This is a genomic window from Vallitaleaceae bacterium 9-2 (assembly GCA_038396585.1).
In the GTDB taxonomy this organism is placed as follows: Bacteria; Bacillota; Clostridia; order Lachnospirales; family Vallitaleaceae; genus UBA1351.
On record CP121691.1, the window covers coordinates 3421079 to 3444671 of the forward strand.

17 protein-coding genes are annotated in these 23593 nt (G+C 33.6%); 2 read left to right on the forward strand and 15 right to left on the reverse strand.

Translation table 11 applies throughout. The annotated features are described in order from the left end of the window. Window positions 1-302: 302 nt before the first annotated feature. The 8 genes from QBE53_15570 to QBE53_15605 form a co-directional block, all read right to left on the reverse strand. Window positions 303-725 carry an ATP-binding protein gene (locus QBE53_15570; GenBank protein ID WZL81199.1) on the reverse strand — a complete coding sequence of 141 codons (423 nt, stop codon included), beginning with the start codon at window positions 723-725 and terminating at the stop codon, window positions 303-305. After that, window positions 722-2227 (reverse strand): IS21 family transposase, encoded by a 1506-nt coding sequence (gene istA, locus QBE53_15575; GenBank protein WZL81200.1) that lies wholly within the window; start codon window positions 2225-2227, stop codon window positions 722-724. The genes QBE53_15570 and istA overlap by 4 nt, the downstream gene beginning before the upstream one ends. A 638-nt stretch (window positions 2228-2865) precedes the next feature. Further along, complete coding sequence (locus QBE53_15580; protein WZL81201.1) at window positions 2866-4137, reverse strand: sulfatase-like hydrolase/transferase; 1272 nt, start codon at window positions 4135-4137, stop codon at window positions 2866-2868. 614 nt (window positions 4138-4751) lie between these two features. After that, entirely contained in the window at window positions 4752-5741 is a 990-nt protein-coding gene (locus tag QBE53_15585) for a hydroxyacid dehydrogenase (GenBank protein ID WZL81202.1), read from the reverse strand. Window positions 5742-5767: 26 nt separating this feature from the next. Next, window positions 5768-7096, reverse strand: a complete 1329-nt coding sequence (locus tag QBE53_15590) for an alpha-L-fucosidase (protein WZL81203.1) — start codon at window positions 7094-7096, stop codon at window positions 5768-5770. 29 nt (window positions 7097-7125) lie between these two features. Then, complete coding sequence (locus QBE53_15595) at window positions 7126-8595, reverse strand: response regulator (protein WZL83327.1); 1470 nt, start codon at window positions 8593-8595, stop codon at window positions 7126-7128. Between the two features lie 9 nt (window positions 8596-8604). Beyond that, window positions 8605-10428: a histidine kinase gene (locus tag QBE53_15600; protein WZL81204.1), complete on the reverse strand. Its 1824-nt coding sequence runs from the start codon at window positions 10426-10428 to the stop codon at window positions 8605-8607. A gap of 114 nt (window positions 10429-10542) precedes the next feature. After that, window positions 10543-11892 carry an FAD-dependent oxidoreductase gene (locus QBE53_15605; protein ID WZL81205.1) on the reverse strand — a complete coding sequence of 450 codons (1350 nt, stop codon included), beginning with the start codon at window positions 11890-11892 and terminating at the stop codon, window positions 10543-10545. A 516-nt stretch (window positions 11893-12408) separates the two neighbouring features. On the opposite strand from QBE53_15605, the gene QBE53_15610 reads away from it, so the two are divergent. Next, window positions 12409-12849: a sulfatase-like hydrolase/transferase gene (locus QBE53_15610; protein WZL81206.1), complete on the forward strand. Its 441-nt coding sequence runs from the start codon at window positions 12409-12411 to the stop codon at window positions 12847-12849. Between the two features lie 364 nt (window positions 12850-13213). After that, on the forward strand, window positions 13214-13462 hold the full coding sequence (locus tag QBE53_15615; protein WZL83328.1) for a sulfatase-like hydrolase/transferase: 249 nt from the start codon (window positions 13214-13216) through the stop codon (window positions 13460-13462). Between the two features lie 401 nt (window positions 13463-13863). Here the strand turns inward: QBE53_15615 and QBE53_15620 are convergent, their stop codons facing one another. From QBE53_15620 to QBE53_15650, 7 genes are all read right to left on the reverse strand, one after another. Then, window positions 13864-15009 carry a glycoside hydrolase family 88 protein gene (locus QBE53_15620; GenBank protein WZL81207.1) on the reverse strand — a complete coding sequence of 382 codons (1146 nt, stop codon included), beginning with the start codon at window positions 15007-15009 and terminating at the stop codon, window positions 13864-13866. Next, window positions 15003-17432, reverse strand: coding sequence for a glycoside hydrolase N-terminal domain-containing protein (locus QBE53_15625; GenBank protein ID WZL81208.1), 2430 nt, complete (start codon window positions 17430-17432; stop codon window positions 15003-15005). The genes QBE53_15620 and QBE53_15625 overlap by 7 nt, the downstream gene beginning before the upstream one ends. Window positions 17433-17553: 121 nt before the next feature. Continuing rightward, window positions 17554-18714 carry a glycoside hydrolase family 88 protein gene (locus QBE53_15630; GenBank protein ID WZL81209.1) on the reverse strand — a complete coding sequence of 387 codons (1161 nt, stop codon included), beginning with the start codon at window positions 18712-18714 and terminating at the stop codon, window positions 17554-17556. A 34-nt stretch (window positions 18715-18748) separates the two neighbouring features. Beyond that, window positions 18749-19576 (reverse strand): carbohydrate ABC transporter permease, encoded by an 828-nt coding sequence (locus tag QBE53_15635; GenBank protein ID WZL81210.1) that lies wholly within the window; start codon window positions 19574-19576, stop codon window positions 18749-18751. Then, window positions 19576-20457 carry a sugar ABC transporter permease gene (locus tag QBE53_15640; GenBank protein ID WZL81211.1) on the reverse strand — a complete coding sequence of 294 codons (882 nt, stop codon included), beginning with the start codon at window positions 20455-20457 and terminating at the stop codon, window positions 19576-19578. Before QBE53_15640 ends, QBE53_15635 begins: the two co-directional genes overlap by 1 nt. A 310-nt stretch (window positions 20458-20767) precedes the next feature. Then, entirely contained in the window at window positions 20768-22081 is a 1314-nt protein-coding gene (locus tag QBE53_15645) for a sulfatase-like hydrolase/transferase (GenBank protein ID WZL81212.1), read from the reverse strand. 1 nt (window position 22082) lies between these two features. Then, window positions 22083-23555 carry an arylsulfatase gene (locus QBE53_15650; GenBank protein WZL81213.1) on the reverse strand — a complete coding sequence of 491 codons (1473 nt, stop codon included), beginning with the start codon at window positions 23553-23555 and terminating at the stop codon, window positions 22083-22085. Window positions 23556-23593 lie beyond the last annotated feature (38 nt).

A 23593-nucleotide genomic window follows, 5' to 3' on the forward strand; every position in this document is an offset into this window, starting at 1 on the left:
TAGCTCTCATATTTATTCTATCTCAAGTGATGCTCAGTCGCGTATAGGTGCTGCCCTAAGCGAGAAATAATCAGTTGAAGAGTTACACTTTACTGGTAGCTATACAGCAGTATGACGTGCAGTGCCTAAGCGAACAATCTTCGATAATGCTGCCGTAGCAGTTTCAGAAGTTTTAGGCGCATATGTCACAAAAGAAACTAAACGTTATGAGGAGTTAAAAGCTCATTACCAGTTTAATACTACTTATTGCAATCCTCGCAGTGGTAACGAAGTCTGTATTAAAGTCGATGCAATGACGATTACTATTCATTATAAAAGCATGAAAATAGCAACGCATGAACGGTAAAGAAGTAAACGGTTTTATTCTGGTTGATTGCCTTAATGCCAAGAGCTATGCTCAAATGTGTTTTCCCAGCACCGAAGTTTCCATAAAGAATCAAGTTTTCTTGTTGTTCAAGAAAAGCGAGACGGATTAAAACATCAGTGGAGAGTTTATCCGGTAGTTGCACGTGACTCCAGTCATAGAATTCTAATGTTTTCTTAACTGGGAAATTGGCATTTTTTAAGTTCCGTATAATGATATTTTCTAGTCGCTCTTTATATAAAGTTTCTAATAGATCATGTATAAACTGTTCTTTGGTTTCATAAGGCATTGATTCATATATTTCTATGAGGTTATTGCTGAGGCGTAGTTTTTTCTGATAAGCGGTAATAGCTGTTTTCATAGGCTTATACCTCGCATCAGTTCATCATAATCTTTAATCTTAAAATCATAACGAGGTAATGCTACATCCATCGTTTCAATAATGTCTGGTAAATATAAGGACCGGTTTTCAGTCATTCGATGATAGGTCGTCCACAGTGCTTCCGGTTCCATAACGTGCTGCTTCATATTTTCTTTAACAACCTCATTTGCGAAGGCCATATCCTTTTCAATAAGACAATATTTGAGGAAATATAAAGCCTCACGTAAGTTATCTTTATCAAGTGTCGCTACGTAGGTTTGCCAGTGTTGTGGTAACAGCTTGTAAAAGCCACTATATTTTAAAGCTCGTGGACGTTTGGCTATGGTATTTATGAAATCTATCCAATGAGTATACTTCTTATCTTTTTCAAAGGAACGTACATGCTTCGTGATTTCACGGTAATGCAAGTCATAGATAACAAGTTCATTGGCGTAGAATTTAACAATAACGTGTTCACCAACGTGTTGTGGTGAAACAGAGTATTCATTAGAATCAACTTTGATATGACCGTTTTTATATACTCTGTATTTTACTTCCTTTGAATAATCAAAGGGAGTAAGGTTGGTAGCATGCATTAGCTTTTTTTCCTGACTCAGGAGCGATGCTAATGTCGATGCATGTATTTTATAATGATAACGCTGATTATCTTTATCACAACGTTTTAAAAGATGTTGATTGTAATCATTGATATCATTAATAACCGGTTCAGGTATGAATAGATTGTTTCTGAAGTAACCGACTTTGTTTTCGACAGATCCTTTTTCATTCCCTGAATAAGGATTACAAAAGACAATGTCAAAACCATGATGAACCGCAAAGGCATGAAACCTCGGATTAGGAATAACATTTCCGTTGACATCTTTCTGCCGTAGGCAGGCAGCTGCCATCTGGTCAAACCAGATGCGTTTGGGTACTTTTCCGATATGTTCAAAGATTTTTTCCATACTTTGGCAAACGGCTCCCATGGTTTCACTGAAGGTAACTTGGCAAAACCCAGCATTGCTTGCCGGAAAAGTCATTACGAACTCGTGGGCTTTGATGAGTTTGCCGTCTTTATAGACATCAATCTCACCAAAATCAACTTGAGCTTCACCACCTGGATGATTAAGGTCTAAGAAGCATTCTTTTTCGGTATAAATATTGGCTTTTTCCTCAGCAACAATGTATCGCATGGTTCTTTCGGTTACATGGCATAAATCAGGCACTTCTTGAATGGCTCTATCGTAGATACGTTTTGCCGTATGACATTGTTTCTTACGTTTATTCTTGTCCTCCAGAAGAATTTGATGGACAAAGGGTCTAATCAGATCCGACTTACGCTCCTTAGTTCGTGCGTATTTTGGAGAGTTAAAATCCTCCATTTCAAGGTATTTAGTGATGGTGTTTCTGGCATGATTTGTACGTTTATGGATTTCTTCTACAGAAAGTCCTTTATCAAAGTACAGTTTTCGTATATAATCTATTTGAGTAATTGTCAGCACGTCCTCTCGCTCCTTCCAAGTATGTGGTGTACTTAAAAGGATATTTGATTGTGAATGTACTGGCAATTACTTTTTAATTTGTTTTGCCGAAATATTCAAATCTATTTTACCAAAAACAGCTTTATCAAGAAAAAGGAAAACATCATACTCATTGGTAATCCAGATACTAGTAATTATCGAAAGAAATGAGTGCATTGAACAACTATATACAAAAGATGATCCCTATTCTGTGATTATTACTAACAGTGTTTTTTTTAAGCTATTGTCACTTTTTTTAGTCAATGTGACGACCTTTCCGATGAATATATTCGCTTTGAACCGGTTATTAGCTATATTGACATGAATCTCAACAAAAAAATAAATAACACGGCTCTAGCAGCTATAATGGGCCTAGGTCCTATCTATTTTTCAAACTTATTTTCAAAAACATTTATGGGCCCTCCCGGACAGTATCTAATTAAAAGACGTCTAGAATACAGTCAAGTTCTACTTAGTACAAAGAATATGAAAATCTACCAAATAGCTGCTTCCTCGGGCTTTGAAAGCGTTATGTACTTTTCCCGACTGTTCAAGAAGAAAATTGGGATGCCCCCTAGCGACTATAGGAGAAGGTCCTCTAATCCAATAAACTTTTAATTTTAATTCCCTATTTCATTTGTTAGTTCTCTGTACTGCTTCCAATAATTTGCTCCCATGGGATGATCCTCCTCACCCCATTGGTCCCTATAATCTACCATTAATTTTTTTAGTCGGATAAGATCCTTATGATATTTGGAATCTTTTGCTAAGTTAGCAAGTTCTAACGGATCATTTTTGATATCGAATAATTGTGTGGTAAGGACCCCATCATAAACATGTTCCATTAATTTAAAACGGTTGTCTTTAACACTTCTAATTTTATCTGTATAAGCAAAATAGAGGTTTTCTCTGCATACCCTGTCCTTGTCGATTATACAGTCTAAAAAGCTTTTGCTCTCAACAGTATCAGGCACCTCAATATTTAAGATTTCGCAGAGTGTAGGAAAAATATCCATAAGATAGATATAGGTATCACGTATTTCTTTTTCAGGTATATTGGGTCCCGCCATAAGAAAAGGTACTCTGATACTATTTTCATAATGGCACTGTTGACCAAATAGACCATGTTGACCTAGAGAGAGACCATTGTCTGCTGTATAGATAATTATTGTATCCTCATAAACGTCTTTATCTTTGAGGGTCTGAATGATTTTTCCAATCTCCTCATCAATATGCGTAATCATGGCATAATATTCTAAAAGTTGTTGCTTTGTATCTTCTGCTGTTCTTGGATAAGGTGCCAATAACTCATCTCTGCAATGTGCATTATCGTACTCAATGCTGTGATATTGCATGAAGTTTTCCGGTAGTGATATTTTGTCCTTATCATACATTTTTCTAAATCTATCCGGCATTGTTCTTGGGTCATGTGGCGCCATAAAAGAAACATAGGCATAGAAAGGTTTATCTTCAACAGTATCATTCAGTATGAACTCTGAGGTCACTTTTGAAAATAGCTCGGTAGAATGTCTCTCACCAATATGATCACTGATATATTTATCTCGCTGATTGTTGTTCCAAAAATTTGCAGTTTTATATCTTCTGTTATCGTATCTTCCTGTTGGGTCGAAGCTATGAACCGGTACAGCCCAATGATCATCCATACCACCAAAAAAGATTGCATCACCATGATTAAAACTCCTAACATAACTGTCTACGCCATTGTGGCATTTTCCCGTCCCAAAGGTATCATAACCCGCTTTTTGCAGTGTCTCTCCTAGAAGAGCATGGTTATTAGGAGTCTCCTGACCTTCTCCCTGAAGACTAAATAACTGTCTACCTGTATTTAACATAGCCCTACTTGGCATGCAAACTGCAGCAGAAAGTACCACTTGGGATATGGCACTGTGTAAAAACAGTAGCTCTCTCTACAAGAGCATCAAGATTGGGGTGATAATTTCCTCATTACCAAGAGATCGAATGGTGTCGAATCTTTGGTCATCTGCAAATAAAAATAAAATATTCGGTTTTTTCATAAACTTATTTCCTTTTCTAACGGATTCCTTATGTGTCTAGATTTATATTGTCTTAGGATAAGTATAATTTCTTATAGTTATTTTCTCAAACTTCGCACTTAGATAAGTGGATATGACCTTGAAAGCCCAATAACTGACATTAAAATAACATGAAACCACTAGTTTTTGGCGTATGCATTACCAGAAACAATTACAAACCGGAGGCTCATGTTATGAATGAAAGTATAACACAAGACGCCCAGAATGATAACCAAATTTCTACATCTATCTACAGATTTTTAAAGCGATTTAGAGTTGCTTCTATATTGAAACCAACCAATGGGGAAGAATCTTCCTGCATTTGCTCAGGATACGCATATCGTTTTATGAAGATGAACCACATAAATTGGATCCGTTTTACAACCTTAATGGCTACAATGATCAGCCAAGAGCTCAATGTTATTTTTAATGAATATGTGACAAAAATAACATTAGGCCTGATTTTCAATATTTTCTTTCTGAATTTGGCATTCAAGGGGCTGACCCGATAGATAATTTTCCAATTCTTGATACATCGCTTCTCCCATCCTCCTACACTCCTTATTTTTAGAGCCGGCAATATGTGGCGTTAGTATGCTATTGGGGAGTGTGTATAATTCAGACTCATGAGAGGGCGGTTCAGGATAAGTAACATCTAAAACCGCATATAGATCCGGTCTATTTTTCAGAACATGAATGAGGTCTGCCTCATTAATCACTGCACCTCTTGCTGTATTAATAATAGTTGCATAGGGTTTCATGAGTGAAAGTAACTTTTCATCAATCATTCCTTCTGTCTCTTTTAACCACGGGGTATGTAAGGATATAACATCGCTTTCTTTAAACAGTTTTTTAAGGGAGCAAAATTCAACGTTTAAGCGCTCTGCCCTTTCTTTTGAAGGCGAGGTCGTATAAACTAAAACCTTTACGTCTAATACATTTAATAAGTCACAGACTTTTTTCCCAATTGTTCCTAAAGAAACTAAACCAACCGTACTTTTATATGCCCCTATTAAAGGCAAAACTTGAAAACTTTTCTTTTTTTTGCAATGATTGATGTGCTTCCAACCTTGCTTTAAACTAAAGATAATCTGAGCTAAGGTAAACTCGGCAACCGGTATAGAATTAGCATCATGAGCACTCGTTAACAGGATGTCTCGATCCCAAAAATCATCTGTCACAAAGTTTTTCACTGACCCAGCTGCATAAAAAACGGCCTTAAGTTTTGGAGCATTGGCTAAAAAATCTTTAGAAAGAACCGGCATCCCCCAGCCACCCATTATAATATCAATATCCTTGAGTATGGCGGGGTCTTCTTCGATGTCTTCTCGTGTGAATTGCCCTTTTGATATATCAAGGAGTTTTTCGATTTTTTTTCGTGTTTGACTACTGTATACATCTTCATAACTTTTATCTTCCATTATAAATATTGCTTTAAGCATGATTGCTCTCCGTTCCCATATTATCCTTAATTAATATTAATCTCTACTCCACACCCATTATATAAGTCCAACGGTCCTTCCAGTTCGATTTTTAATACTGTAACATAATCATCTAATTTATCTTTTTCTACATCGATCCATAAAGTCCCCGGTACATTTAGCCAAGGAGCTCCACCTATTCTCTTATAGTGACATAATGTCTTTTCCCCAAGAATTTTTATTTTTTTGATTTTATTTCTAATCCCTTTAATAGCTGTAGCTTCTTTAGGTCTATGCGATAGATAAATATAAATAGTATCTTGGGCTTTATTAAGACTTGTCATATTATAAGTATAGCCATGGGGTAAGCCTCTAACTGTATCATAAACTGCCTCTTCATGTTTTTTGATCCACTGTCCTAGTATTTTTAAAATACTGACTTGTTGCTCCGGAATAAGGCCAGAGGAATCAGGTCCGACATTAAGGAGCATATTGCCTCCTTGACCTAAGCATTCACAAAACATTGTAATGATTTCATATGGCGTCTTATAATTCTTTTCTGCTCCTGTATAGGACCAAGTATCATTTGTTGTCATACATACTTCCCATGGCCCTTGAGGTGGATATACAGGTATGAACTGTTCCGGTGTTTCATAATCTCCATAATCCCCAAGTCGCGAATTTACAATAGTATGGGGACTTAAATTTTCAATATATGCTTTAAGTTGTTGGCAATGGTAGTCATACCCCGGTCGATGTAGCATGACATCAAACCAAAGCAGGTCAATTTGACCATACCATGTTAATAGCTCTTTAATTTGTCGCTTTTCAAATTCAAGGAACTCTTCCCATTTTTCTTTTACTATTTTTTTATCCATTGGTGCATCAGTTTCAAAACTTTTTTCCCATATTTGTAGAAAATTGGTTTTTACTGTTTTCAATGGTTCTAATTCTTGATCTGTTAATCCGGTAATCACTTCAAAATGAGCTTTATGAGCCCAGTCTGTATGCGAGAAATATAATCCTGTGTGAAGCCCTTCTTCGCTAATTGCATCAACAAATGGCCCAACTAAATCAGCTAGGCCAATTTCTTTTGGTATGCTTGGACCAGATTCTTTTGTTGGCCATAGTGTGACCCCATCATGGTGTTTTGTCGTTAAGACTGCATATTTTGCTCCACTTTCTGCAAAGAGTTTAGCCCATATTTTAGGTTGATAAGTACTTGCATCAAAAGCTTTTATCTGTTTATAATAATCATTAAAGCTGACTTCTGCTTTCACAATAGGCCAAGATTCCCCACCTCTTTTGTCGACTGCATAAATTCCCCAGTGAACAAAAATACCAAGCTTTGCATTTTCAAACCATGTTTGTATCATAAGTTTTATCTCCTTTATTCTTTGTGAATTTACTTTTGTTTTTGTTTATATTCACTTGGCAATTTCCCGTATGTTTTTCGAAAAACTTCACTAAAATGTCTATAATCATTAAACCCGACATATTCTGCAATTTCATATATTTTTTTATCTGTTGTCATTAATATTTTTTCTGCTTCTCGCATTCGTATATCTGTTAAATATTCCTTGAAATTTACTCCCATTTGTTTTTTAAAATAGAAGCTAAAGTAATTAGGGTTCATATACACCAAATTAGCTACAGTCTCTAGTAAAATATTTTCTCTAAAATGTTTTTTAATATATTCTCTCACTGTCAAAATTTCTTGATTTTCTTTAACTTCAACATAATGATTAACCTTATCGTATAATTTCAAAAAGTATTGAATCATTAGATTTTTTAATTCTTGAAATTTGTGGACTGCATTTAACTTTTTATTAAGCTCTTCTAAGTTAATACCTTCAATTTCAATGCCTTTTTTTATTACATCTTTTTCAATAAAATTTATGGTTGATATATAATAATGAATTATCGTTTTTGTATCTAAAAGGGCAATTTCTTTAATAATATTTATAAAATACTCACAATTCTCAAGATATTTTTTTTTAGTAAATTTTATTATTTCCTTTGCTATATTTTCTTGTAATTCATATAATTTTTCAAGCTTATATTTAGAGGTATATTCTTCTTTATAATAAAACACACTCCCATGTCCATAAAAAAATTCTTTTTCCATCACTTGATTTGACATTTCATAGGCAAATTTAACATTATTAATTCCTTCTACAACCTCACTTACACCGATGGAAAGTAATTGTGTTGTAGCTTCTCTTACACTTTCTATAATATCCGTTGGCAAACTATTTTTTACATGTTCTAATTCCATTATCTCTTCATGATAAGTTAGTACATAAATATGATTATTTTTACTTATGACCCAATGTCCTGCATATTTTTTTGTAATCTCTTCAATTATATTATATGTCGAGAAATAAATAATTTCTTTTTCTTCTTCTGAAAAAGTATGGTCTAAATCATGTTTACAGTTCAAAAACATATAATATCCATTGGACTGTAGTTTTTCTCCATCGTTTAAAAAACTAATTTCAAAATCTGTCAATTGCTTATCCTGTGCAATCTTATTAACCGCCTCTGTTAACTGTTGCTTATCAATTGGCTTCACTAGATAATCAAATGCTCCTGCTTTTAATGCCTCTCTTGCATATTCAAATTCTTGATATCCACTAATGAAAATAATCTTTGTATTTATATTTTCTTTATTTAATATTTTTAAAACTTCAATCCCTGATAAGTCCGGCATACTTATATCTGATATAACAACATCAGGCCCTGTATTTCGTATTAATTCTAATGCCTCTTCCCCACAGTTAGCCGTTCCAACAATCTCTACACCTAATTTTCCCCAATTTACTAATCGTTCAATACCTCGAACAATTAATGGCTCATCATCTACTATAATCATCTTAATCACTTATTCTCCTCCTTTCTCTACCGGAATCGTTAATGTCACTAAAGTTCCATAATTTTTTTTACTTTTCACAAAAAGTCCAAATTGTTTTCCATATGTCATTTGAATACGATCATGTACATTTTTTAATCCAATACTTTCTTGATCACTTGATATATCATTATTCAAATTGTTAGAATCAAGCATTTTTCGGATTATATCTACTTTGGTTTCATCCATGCCTATTCCATCATCAATAATTTGCACTTCTAAGGTGTTATCAACAACTCTTGCACTAAGTTTAACCTTGCCTTTTCCCTTTTTAACTTTTAGCCCATGAATAACTGCATTTTCAACTACTGGTTGTATCAAGAGTTTTAAAATTTTATATTCATAAAATTCTTTTGGAATATTCATTTCTAAAGATACTCTATTTTCAAATCGTATTTTGATTATTTTAAAATAATGATAAATCATTTCAATTTCCATTTTCAATGTAACTCTTTGTTTACTATGTCCAATAACATATCGCAGTTGATTCGAAAGCGCAACAATCATTTCTTCTGTATTTTCTGCATCTTCAGCTAGTGCACTCATACGTATAATTTCTAATGTATTGTACAAATAATGTGGTCTTATTTGGGTCTTAATTGCATCAAGCTCTGCTTCTTTTTGTTTAATTTGGGCCATATATGCTTTTTCAATATATTCCTTCAATTTTTCTGTCATTTTATTAAATGCTTCTGCTAATTGCATAGCTTCATAGCTATCTTGAACCTCTACTTTTGTCGTCAAGTCACCATATGCTACTTTTTTCATTTGTGTACTAATATTTTTTATTGGTTTTGATAGTTTTTGCGAAAAAATAAGTGCAAACAATATAAAAGTTATAACTATTAGTACTAATAAAACTGTTGCCACCGTACGCAATTCCTGAATGATTCCGCTCATACTCAAACGGTTTACTTTATAAAACATATACCAATCATATTCTTCTATATGATTATAAAAATATAAGTCTTCACCGCTAATATAATGTCCTGATTCATATGTTATTGCTTCTGAAAAAATCACATCATCAATTACATCTTTCTCTTTTTCATAGACTTCGTTTTTAGATGTATAAATAAGATATTCATCACGATCTAAAATTATTATCTCACTTTGCTCTATAAGCTCTAATCGATTAAGTATGTCTGTAATAAATTGATCATTTACATCAATTAATAATATATTATTCACTTTTTCAATGCTTGGCAAATAATTAATATCTAAATGATTACGAGCAAATGTCAAAACTCTTTTATTTTTTTTACTAAAGTACTCTTCATGATGACTTGGTAATATAGTTAAGCTACGCTTATCAGTTCTAATTTCACTAAATTTAGTAATATTTTCAAATTGAATATCTTCATAATAAAAGTTTGTACTTTTGGACTGATAGCCTAACACTTTATTTTGTGCATTTAAAAAGAAAACACTTTCTATATATTGATCCGTGTACAAAACGCTATTAATATACTGATCCATTAATTTCTCTTGATTATCTCGAATATTTCCGCTAGAAATCTGATCTTCTAGATTAGGTTGTATTCCAGCATCTAAAGATTCTAACGAGTAAATCGATTTAAGTAATGCATCAAATTCATCTAATCTAATTTTTAGACTTTTACCAGTATATAATAAAATTTCTTCATAATTAGCTATCATATAGCTTTCAACTTCTATAGGCAACTTATGATATATAATGTAAATCATTCCTGAAATAGGAAGTAATCCTACTACAATAAATGATAGCACAAATCGAATAAAGATACCTTTGAAAAAATTTTTAATTTTCTTTTTCATGCATAATAGCCTCCTTTTTCTAATCAATGCTACCTACTCATCTATTGATATCATACTAGCAAGGGATTTTCTTTTAACCACAGGATAGCTTCTACAAAGAAAAGTTACCATTGTTTAGGATAAGTACATTCCTTGTTCTATTAATGTATTTTTCAATAAATCCATATCAACATCTTGTGTTTTTTCCTTTTCTTGATTGACAACAAGAGCGGCTGCCGTTCCACCTGCTTGGCCAACCGCACCTATAATTGGTGAGACACGTAGGGCGGCTTGCGCTTCATAGGTTGCTGAAACACATCGTCCAACTGTAATTAGATTATCAATTCGATCATTAACTAGTGTTCGATATGGAATATAGTAGCGATGTCCCCATTCCATTTTGACAACGTCTGTCCCAGCACCTTCCGGTGAATGAATATCAATAGGATAACCTCCAACAGTAATACGATCTTCAAATCGCTTTCCTTTAATTAAGTCATCTGTCGTTAATGTATAGACCCCAACAATTTGTCGTGAACCTCTAACCCCAACCGATGGGCCTGTTTGGACGACCTTGGAATTTTCAAATCCGGGAATATATTCTTTAACAAAAGCGGCAATTTCACTTGTTTGTTTTCTACCTTCGATTTCTGCCTTGGTTAAACTCACCGGATCAGTTCCATCACAATTTAAAATGCGACTTGTATTAAAAATAACTTCTCCTGGTGTATTTGTTTCAAAAAACAAGATGTCTTCTCTCTCTGTTGAAATCATTTTTTTCTGTTTAGCTTCTTCAAATAACATGGTAAAACCAGCCAAAGAAAGTCGGTTAGCCTTAACGACTTGTTCTGTATTTCCATTCAACCTAGGAAATTGATCTGGATTGTTTACAACATATTCTTTGACTTTATCAATATCTACGTTATTCATTTTTAACATTAAGGTTAGTGGTTGCATTTTCCCATCATGTCGTCCTTTTGTATATTCTACACCTGACCAAACGGATAAATCTGCATCCCCTGTTGCATCAATATATACTTTAGCTCTATAACTTTCAAGTCCATTTTTATTACATAGAATAACTTCTTTAATCCTATTATTGTCTACCTTAACATCTGCTAGGCTTGTATGAAATAGAAGATCCGCACCACTTTCCATAACCATTTGTTCTTCTTCAACTTTTAAACCTTCATTATCAAAGGGAGTTACTGTATATGTGAAACCTGTACTATCTGCAATATGCCCTGGTGACATTCCTTTGTTTTGCAGGCGTTCTACAAGCTCTCCCATGATACCCTGAATTACTTGTTCATCACCTGCATGAAAGGTCATCATTGGTCCTACTCCGGCTCCGGTCATGACGCCACCTAAGTATCCATTCTTTTCTACTAATAATACATCAGCACCATTTCTTGCAGCAGCTATTGCAGCCATTGTTCCTGAAGTACCTCCACCAATAATAATAACATCATAGTCTTTCGTCAAATTCATCCTCCTAAGTAATCTATATATTAATAATGTCTTTTTTTACATTTTGTCAAATTATTTAAGGTCAATGTTTCTTTTTTAACTCATAAATTTTTTTGATGATAAGCCTTGTGTTCTTTTAAATATACGTGAAAAACAATTATAATCTTTAAAACCTACGGCTTGATATACTTGATTTAATGGAGTCTTGTTTAGTATTAATGTTGTTGCAATTTGACAACGGTAATCACTAATATATTGATGAACTGTTTGCCCTGTATATTCTTTAAATATATGCCCCAAATGCGATTTTGAAATTACAAAATGATGGCAAATTCTAGAAAAGTTTAATGTCTCATTATAATATTGGGTAATATATTTTAAAATCTCTCTTACAATTTTAAGCGAGGCTCCTTTTGAGTATAATGTACGATATTGTGCTAGTTTCTTGGTGTTTATTCTCTATTATTTCTAATAGTGTCATAATTTAATACTATTAGATACTTATTAATTTACAATTTCGGGGAGGTACTTATGCGTATTGTTTTTATCGATATTGACACATTACGACCTGACCACATGGGATGCTATGGTTATCATAGAGATACTACTTCAAATATAGATATTATAGCTAAAGAAGGTGTTTTATTCAATAACTATTATACTTCCGATGCACCTTGCTTGCCTTCTAGGGCAGCTCTAATTAGCAGAATATTTTGTTTCAGGAATGGTGCTGTTGGTCATGGTGGAACAGCAGCTGATAGACGATTAACCGGGAAAACCCGAGAGATTATATTGACGATGTTTGTTTTTATAATATTTTTAGAGCTGCTGGATTCCATACTGCATCCATTAGTCCTTTTGCTGAACGTCACAGCATGGTGGTTTAATGCTGGTTTAAACGAAACTTATAACGTAGGTGGACAAGGCATGGAATCCGGCGAAGAAGTTATTCCTCACGCATTAGACTGGTAAGACCGAAACGGTTCAAAAGACAATTGGTATTTGCATGTTCATCTCTGGGACCCACATACACCATACCGAGTTCCAAACTCTTTTGGAGACCCTTTTAAAAACGAACCTATTGTTGATTGGATTACTAAGGATATTTTCGAACAACACAAAAAGCATGTAGGTCTCCATTCTATAATGGAAATCGGTATGTATTCAGATGATGTCGGCGGTGATTATCTCCGACAAATCGGAATGTGTGAAACAATGGAAGATTTGAAATTTTTTAAATGGGTATGATACAGGTATATTATACTCAGATTATCTTGTAGGGTAACTTTTTGACAAACTAAAATCCTTAGATCTATACAAAGATACTGCCATTATTATAACATCGGATCATGGCGAAAACATGGATGAATTAGGTATATATGCTGAACATGGCACTGCAGACCATGCTACTTGTCACATTCCTATGATCATTAAATGGCCTGGCCTAAAAAAAGGTATTGTTGATAACTCATTACATTATAGCCTTGATTTATTACCCACTATGGCCGACTTATTAAACACTAAGCATTGGAATCACTGGGATGGCTTAAGCTATAGCCAGACACTCGAAAAGGCTCTATATTAGAACTTATTATGATGGTTATCATCTATTTGAAAAAGAAATGCTTTTTAATCTTCAAAAAGATCCTTATGAACAAAGCAATATAACTTCCAACTATCCTGAAATTTGTGATAAGGCTTGCAAAATCATTTTAGATTGGCAAGATGAACAAATGATGAAAGATCCTTCCAACAAAGATCCTATGTGGACAGTGATGAGCGAAGGGGTACCTCATCATACACGAACAATTTATCTAAATATATTCAACGACTTGAAAAAACTGATCGATATAAAGGGGCTCAAACATTAAGAGAACGTTATTTGCTTGAAGATTAATTCAGCAAATCTCATATGATGCATTATCTAACTCCTGAAGTTTTTTGTAAACTTCAGGAGTTTTTCCATCTAAATCATTCAAAACATGTCTATTGCTTTGATATATTTTTTAATTTATACATAGCTTCCATAAAGTAATAATCCCCATAAATTAATGACATATATTCTAGGTCTGAATGATATGATCCTGAACAACGCGTAACGATTCCTTCTTTGTTTTTTGACCAATCACAACGTTCTTCATCAAGCGTACGTAATAATTTTATTGCCTTTTCTAAATATATCTGATTATCATTTCCGTCTAACGCTATAGCAATATCGATTAAGCCAGATGCTGCAATAGTAGCAGCAGAACTATCTTCTCGCATTGAATCATTTGCTTGTTTAAAATCTATAGGTATTATTCCGTTCTCAGGAATATTTGCCATAAAATAGTAGGCGATACGCTTCGCCATATCTAAATATTCTATTTTCTGTGTATACTTATAACTTAAAATAAATCCATATAGAGCCCATGCCTGACCACGTGTCCATGACGATCCTAGTGCATAACCTTGTCCACGATAGGTTTTTACTTTTTCTCCTGTCCAAGGATCAAAGCCTACAATATGCTCTGAAGAACCATCCTCCCGTATAAAAGATTCCATTACAGTATCTGCATGCATTATGGCAATATGCTTAAATCTTGGATCGTTTGTTTCTTCTGTAGCCCAATAAAGCAATGGAATATTCATCATACAATCAATAATTGCCCAGCCTGTCGCATCTTCATCTTTTATATCATTCCATGCTCGTATAAATTTACCCACAGGATTAAACCTTCCTGCTAATAAATTAGCTGCATGCAAAGCACGTTTTTTTGACACTTCATTTTCTGTAATTCGATAGTTTTCTACAGAAGAATACAACCACATAAATCCAACATCATGGTGCAGACCATAATATTGCTCAAAACAAATATCTAAATCTCCTTCTATACGTTCTGCTATTTCTCTATATTTTTCAATTTTTGTTTCATTATACGTTAACCATAACATTCCTGGCCAAAATCCATTTGTCCAACAGTTAATGCCATCTGCAATCGTTTTGGGTATCGCTGTTTTTTTATCATCATAATGATCAGTAACACATCGGGAGGGTATTTTATCATCAATCTGATCACTCATCCACTTCATTTTATCTTCTATCTTCTCTGCAACCGTATTCACCCATTTTGTAGTTTCTAAACTTAGCATATTTCCTCCTGTTGGATTGGTTTCAAATTCATTTCTATTTGTATTTTTTTCTCTTTTATCAGTTGTACTTTATAAATTTTGTGATTAATTAATGAATGACCTTTTACTGAAATAACCTTATCTGGCATAATTAAATCAATTAAGCTATCCTTTTTAATTGCTTTTAGTTCCACAATACTTTTACCGCTACTATAATCCCATTCAATAGAAACTTCGATTCCACCTCTAGCCAAGAGGTTTTCCACTTTTCCTTTTTTCCATTTATTAGGCAATGAGGGTAAAATACTAATTTGTCCAGGTATTGAAAACATTAACATTTCATTAATCGCTGAACACCATCCCATATTTGCATCTAACTGAATTGGAGCCCAATCCATATCGACACCAATTCCCATATTTCTCCAATCATTATGTGTTGTATAAAAATTATTTAAAACACAAGAACGGCTCATTATTTCTAAGCATTCTAAAGCCATATCTCCTTCTCCCATACGCGCATAATTATTAGCCATATGAGCTAATGACCACCCCGATTGTTCTTTTAGACCTATTATTAATCGTTTTCTTACAGCTGTAACAAAGGCCTGAAATAAACTCGGATCGCTTTCTTTTGTTACCTCAATTCCCGGAAAAACCGGATATATATGAGATTCATGTCGATGATGATAATTATCTTCAAAAAATGCATGCATCCATTCTTTAACTGCTCCGTCTTCGTTGATTTCATATGGCGGAATACGTTCGAGCATTTCTTCCCATTTTTTTATGTTTTCTGCATACATGTTAACTTCTTTGGAACCGTTAATCAGATTTGTCAAAACTTCTTTTGCTATGGCAAAATCCATTGTTGCATTTATTGTCGTTTCCATATCTTTCTCACTACCATTCATTCCTTCTCCATACCAATAATTTCCTGGTGTATTTTCTGGTGAATTGGATGGACTACTTATAAAATATCCTCTTTCATCGATCACAAAAAAATCTTCATAAAAAAGTGCTACTTCTTTCATAAAAGGCAATGCTCTCTTCGCTAAAAACTCTATATCTTGAGTAAATAAATAGTAGTCATAATAATGCTGAGCCAGCCACCCCGCACCACCTGTCCAATGGATGATGTGGGGTAAAATTAATTTTAATAAACCTGATTCTGGAGTTGTCGGAGCCGGAATATAAATACCTCTACAACCATATATTTTTTTTGCATTTTCTTTAAAGTCATCAATCATCTTTTCGTAATAATCAAAAAGTGCAAGTAATAATTCCGGCATATTTCCTGAAAGGGCATGCCAGTATATCATTGCAACATTTTCATTTAGCATATTAAAAGCCCACATTCCTTGGTATTCGCCACACCATAATCCATAAAGATGACAGGGATTCCCCCCTGATTTTGAACTAGAAATAAGCAAATAACGACCAAATGCCCATATTTTTTCAACTAAAGCTGTTGGAACTTGATTATTATAGGCTTCCATTAAAAGAGCTTCATTCGTCATTTCTCTATTGTCTGCATATAAGTCGAGTTTTGTAGAATCAAATAATTTTTTATGAATATCTTCATGTTTTTGAAGTAGTTTTTCATAAGAGTCTGAAACTATATTTAATTTTTCAGTTGCATTTTTCCATGCTTCAGACCTTTCAGACTTTATAAACACTTTAATTAAAACTAGAATTTCTTGTGAATCTTCTACCCAAAGTTCTTTATTTATATGCTTCTTGTGGTTAGCAAAAATTTTTGCAACTGCTCCGAAGTCTGTTCCATCATCATTTGTTGCTGCATAATACAAAAAATCTTCTTTACCTTTTCTTTCAAGGTTTTGTGGTAAATATTCTTCAAGATTTTTAGTTACTTTAATAGTTGCATTATCTGCTTGATACATAGCATCTCTACGGTCATGTAAATCAAAAAATAATTTCGCTTTATTAATAACTCCACCTTCTGAAGAAATTTTGCATACAATAATATTGTCATCTCTTGAAACAAAGACATGACGATGATAATTGATACCACCATCAAACCACTCTACTTTAACTTCTCCATTCTCCATATTTAATTGCCGACTATATTTTTTAAAGGCATGTTCTGCTGGCATAATAATCTTTAAATCTCCTAGAGGTAAGGGCGAAGCCATTTGAGGGTTGTATTCCTTCTCTACAAATGCATCTGCAATTATATTCCTTGCCTGTCTAGGCTCACCTATATTTAATAAATCTCTAACTTTCGGTAGTTGGTCACTAACATTTGGCATACTTGGCGTTTTCCCTTTCCACCAAAGATCTGTATGCGTCAACATAACTGTCTCTTCATATGTTCCGCCATATACAGCTGCACCAATTTCTCCATTTCCACTGGGCAGTGCTTCTCTCCACATTGCTTTCCACCATCTCGCCGGATAGCTCATTTTCAAAATATTTTTATTCATGTTTTTTCTCCTAAACATCAAACACTTTTTATAAAAATGCCTAAAAATACATAACTCGGCTTTCAGTGATCAAAATATCATACTGAAATCCGATTTATATATAGTCCTTTATATTTATTTTTTACCACAAATAGATATCATTTTCCTTTAATTTAAAAATCGCTTCTATGAAGAAAAAATCTCCATAAGTCATTGTGATATGATGATTATGTCCTTCTCCATGATAGGAGGACGTACAATTTTGAATAATTGCATCACATTCTTTAGTCCAATCACAACGCTTCTCACTTAAAGCTCTTAACATTTTTATAGCCGCATCCAAATATAAATCTTTCTCATGCTCATTAACCACTTTTGAAATTTCAATTAATCCACAGGCGGCAATTCCAGCTGCACTGGAATCTTCAATTGCAGATTCTTTTGGCATTCTAAAATCTTGAGGAATGAGCCCATTTTCAGGAATATTAGCTATGAAATAATGGGCTACACGCTTTGCAGTTTCTAAATATTGTTCATTTTTTGTGTGTATATAACTCATCATAAATCCATATAAAGCCCATGATTGTCCCCGTGCCCATGCGGACCCATTCGAATACCCTTGTCCTCCATATGTCGTTACTTTACCCCCAATCATGGGATCAAATTCAACAATATGCTCTGATGATCCGTCAGGTCGAATAAAATTTTCCATTACTGTATCTGCGTGCATTGTTGCTATGTGATAAAAACGCGGATCTTTTATTTCTTCATACGCCCAATATAGAAGAGGAATATTAAGCATGCAATCAATTATAGCCCAGCCTGTTGTATCCTGAGTACGTAAAGTACCATCCCAGGCACGAATAAATTTACCAATTGGATTAAATCTTCCTGCAAGAATATTTGCTGCATGCAAGCCACGTCGTCTTCCTTCTTTATCACCCGTAATTTTATAGTTTGCAATCGACGAAAGCAACCACATAAAACCTACATCATGATGAATCCCATAAAATTTATCAAAACATTCGTCTAGCCATATATCTGTTTTTTTTGCCGTTATTGCATATTTTTCTTGTCCTGTTTCATGATACATTAGCCAATTCATTCCCGCCCAAAAACCATTCGTCCACCAACTAATTCCATCTGAATCAACACCACTTTTATTTATTCGACGATTATCATGCACTCCCTCAAAAGTTGTATATGGAATTTTTTCTCTTGATTTTTCAGTGACCCATGACATTTTAGTATGTATTTTTCCAACAATCTCATCTAACCATATTTTATCTCCATTTTTTAACATTTATATATCTCCTTTTTATTTTGAATTTTATTGTTTAACCTTTTGCTGCACCTGCTGAAATACCTTTTACGAAATATTTTTGTAAGCTTACAAATACAATAAATACGGGAATAATACTACACAAAACTCCAGCAAAAAGTATATCCCAACGTGCTCCGAATTGATCAACAAATTGATAAATTTCTACATTAATTGTTTTAGGTTTGCTCGAAGGCAAAACTAGCATGGGCATTAGAAAATCATTCCATATTCCCAAACCATTCAGAATAACCATAGAAGCTGTAACCGGTTTGAGCAAAGGAAATACTATTTGCCAAAATGTTTTAAAACTATTGCATCCATCTATTTTAGCTGCTTCTTCTATTTCTCTAGGAACTCCTTTTAAAAAACTTGTAAATAGAAGCACACCAAAAGGTATTGCTCCCGATACATAGATAAGAATAGGGCCATAAAAAGTTCCAAATAACCCGATAAACTTTAATTGTCTAAATAAAGGAATCATATATACAGTAAATGGTACCATCATCGCCGCAAGAAAATATGTATAAATCCAACTTCCTACTCTTTTATTCGTTCGCTCGATTCCATATGCAGCCATAGGAATAATAAACAATATACACAATTCAGCTGCTATTGTTAATAAAGCACTATTCAAAAACGCTTTTGGGAAATCCGTTTTAGCAAGCAAAAATTTAAAGTTTTCTAAATAAAAGAAGCTTTCAGGTAATGCAACCGGATCTCGCATTATTTCTCCATTTGGTTTAAAAGCCGAAATAAAACTAATGTAAAACGGAGAAATATATAAGAGTACTGCTATAAGAATAAATACAAATAAACCCCAACTTAATATTTTACTTTTCATTATAACTGCACCTCTCTTTTCTTAAGAACTGTTACCTGGAATATAGAAATAATGAGCAATAGTACAAATAGTGCAAGCGCTAATGCTGTTCCATAACCTTGTTGTAGTTCGGCAAATGCAACTTTATATACTAAGTACGAAATATTTTCTGTAGAAAAACCAGGTCCACCATCTGTCATAGCAACAATAACATCAAAAGCTTTCATACCATTAATTAAGGCTAATGTCATATTTATTGTAAAAGAACCCGCTAATAACGGAAACGTAATATATCGAAACCTTTGTAAACTCGATGCTCCGTCAATCTTTGACGATTCCACCAATTCTTTAGGTATACCTTGTAATCCAGCGAGGTAAATAATCATATAGTATCCTGCAAATCTCCACACTAAAACAAGTATAATTGCTATTAATGCATTTGGCATCTTTCCTAAGTAATCTACCGACTCAAGTCCGAACATATTAAGAATATAATTAATAATACCGAAACTGTAATTAAACATGATCCCCCATGTTAATCCGGCAATAACACCACTAATTAAAACCGGTAAATAAAAAGCACTTCTAAAAAAGTTTTTCCCTTTAGCTACGTTATCTACGAAAAGAGCTAATGCTAAAGATACAATATTTACTAATATAGTAAAACCAAAACCAATAATCAAAGTGTTTGTAAGTGCATTAATTGCCCGTTCATTAGTAATCATAACTTTAAAGTTATATAAACCCACATACTCTAAATCAGGAGAAATTCCATCCCAATTTGTCAGTGCTAAGTTAAAACTGTTAACAACAGGATAGGTAATGAACACTGTAAATAAAATAAATGCAGGTAATATAAAATACAAATATCCCCGTTCTTGTCTTGTGATTTTTTTAAACATTTTTTCCTCCTTCTAATATCTCTTTATTATATATCTATTTTATCATAGTCCAATATCCTTACAGTTTACTTTCTTCATGTATAAGTAGTAAAAATTCACTTTTCCTATCTATGTTTCTTTAAGAACTCAGTCATTTTATTTAAAGCATCATAGTAATCTTTATTATTGTCCGAACGTCCAAAAATAAAAAAACCATGTTTTTTTGTAAGAGATAAGTTTAAATATATTTCCCATAGAAATTATTTTTTACTTGTTCCGAATAAATTTTCATTTCTAAACAAGTATTATTTATCGTTTTATATACAACTTTTTAATCTTTAGCCTCATCTCTTTCCTCCTCAATCTTTCTTTGAAAGAAATGATCGCCAATACTCTCTAATTTCAGCATTAAGCGTTGATGCAACCGATTAACTAATTCTTTCTTACTATTAGCTAAATTATTTAATTGAAGTTCATCTTCATGTATATTATAGAGCTTTTTCGTTTCATTCAAAAAATATACATACATATAATCGCCTTCCACAATTGCCCTAAAAATTCTGTCTGGTTCAGGAACTCCATAAAATCTTCTTTCGAATTGTATCAAAACTTCTTGGTTAAGTTTTTCTTTATTACCAAATATATACTCTGAACAATCTATTCCTTCAATATCTTTAGGTATATCTGCTCCAATCATCCCAAGCAAAGTAGGAAAAAAATCAATTGTGCTTATATTTTCATTTGTAACTATGCCTTGTGGTACCTTTTTAGGGTACGAAATAATTAGCGGTATTTTACTAGCTTCAACATAAAACGTTGATTTTCCGCTGAGATTATGACTTCCAAGCATTTCTCCATGATCCGAAAAATAGAAGATTATAGTATTATCTATTTGCCTTGTTTTTCTCAACGCATCTAAAATTCTTCCGATATTATCATCTAGATTTTTTATTTGTCCATAATATCCTATGAGCTTCTCTTTATTTTTAGGATTATCAAAATATTTTTTAGGAACGTTTTTTCTTATCTCGAATTCAATATTCTGGAATTGTTCGATATATTTATTCGGTGGAGTATGCGGTTCATGGGGTGGTTCAACACTCATCACATGAAACCATGGGCACTCCGTGTTGGATTGTTTACGAATAAATTCAATGGTCATATCTGTAAGGGCATCTGTTTGATATCCTATAAGTGTTCTTATTGGAAGCGGAAAATCCCCTTCTGAATATTCAGTCTCCCATGGCATATTAGAATTTTCCCATGCTTTCCATTCATCCCAACCAGGGCGAAAATAAGACGATACAAAATGACTGGGTGCTGCTCCACCACTTAAATGCCATTTACCATAATGTGATGTATAATAACCTAATACTTTTAGTTCTTCTTGTAGCAATCTTTGATTAGGTTTTGGTGGAACATGTAAGCAGAACGCTCCATGTCTTGTGGCATATTTCCCTGTGTAAACACATCCTCGTGATGGGGAACAAATGGGTGTATTTGAAAAGGCATTATTAAATCTCACCCCACTATTTGCTAATCTATCCATGTTAACTGTTAAAATATTGGAATCCCCAGCACAACTCATCGCTTGAGCTCTATGCTGATCAGAAAAAATCCATAATATATTAGGATATGTTTGCATATTACACCTCATTAATCCATTGAAAATTTTGAATCCACTCTGGATCTGTGTTTTTTTGAGGCTTTCCTTTTGTACTTCGCCCATCCTTGATATATTTAATTAACAAATTTTTTAGTTCTTCTACAACCTCTGGATTCAATTCTTGTACATTGACTTGTTCACCAATATCCTTAGATAAATCATATAATTGAATCGGAGGCAATCCTTGTGTATCTTCTTCTGGCTTTGGAAAACTCCATCCTCCTGATCCGGGACACATCTCTAATTTCCAATTTTCTTTTCGTATTGAGAAAGATCCGTTGATCGAGTGATGAACTGTGGCTTCCCTAAGAGGTGATGAATATTCATCTCCAAGCCACAAATCAATATTGCTTACGCTATCTTCACATTCATTATCACAAATATTATAGTCTACAATGTCAGCAACTGTTGCTGCAAAATCAGTTAAACATACTGGTTCATTTATGACTGATTTAGGCTTTATTTTTTTTGGCCACTGAATTAAAAGAGGAATTCTATGACCACCTTCATAAATATCCGCTTTATGCCCTCTGAAAATATGATTTGGATTATGCCCTTTATTTTTCAATTCCTCAAAATTTGCCTCTGGTGAGCACCCATTATCCGATGTATATATGAGTATGGTATTCTCGTACAAACCTTTTTCTTTAAGTTTATTAACAATTTGACCGACAACATCATCACACATTAATACAAAATCACCATATTCATTTGTATTTGTTTGACCTTGAAATTTTTTTGTCGGTAATATAGGTGTGTGAGGAGCTGGCAACGGGTAATAAATAAAAAAGGGTTCGTCTTCCCATTGATCTATTTGATCCAAAACTTTTTTTGTAAGGGTTGGCAAAACTTCTTCGTGTTTAAAATTTGGAGCTGTTGGACCATTTCTCCAAAACTTTTTTCCTGTATTTGCCGTCATATTCGTTGGCAGTTCAGTAACCTGATTGTTTTCAATATATACATATGGAGGCATATCTAATGATCCGCTTATGCCATAATAATAGTCAAACCCAAATTCAATCGGTCCATTTTTTATGGGAGCCGAATAGTCAACACCTAATGTTGTTCTATGACCAGGCTCTATCGTAACTTCTTTATCAAACTTCCAGTCCATACCTAAATGCCACTTTCCAATACATGCAGTGTTATAATTACATGTTTTTAACATGGACGCTACTGTCGTTCTGCCTTTTTCAATGAGAGATGGTGAGTATCCACCTAAAACACCACTTTTTAATGCAGAACGCCAATTATATCTCCCTGTTAAAATCGAATATCTTGAGGGGGTACATACAGCTGAAGATGAGTGTGCATCTGTGAATATCATGCCATTATCTGCTATGCTATCAAAATTAGGTGTCCTTATTTTGGAATTTTTATTTAGACAAGATACATCTCCATACCCCATATCGTCTGCAAGAATATATATAATATTTGGTTTATTATCATTCATGAATTTCCCTTTCCTAATCGATTTTATTTTTTTAAAAA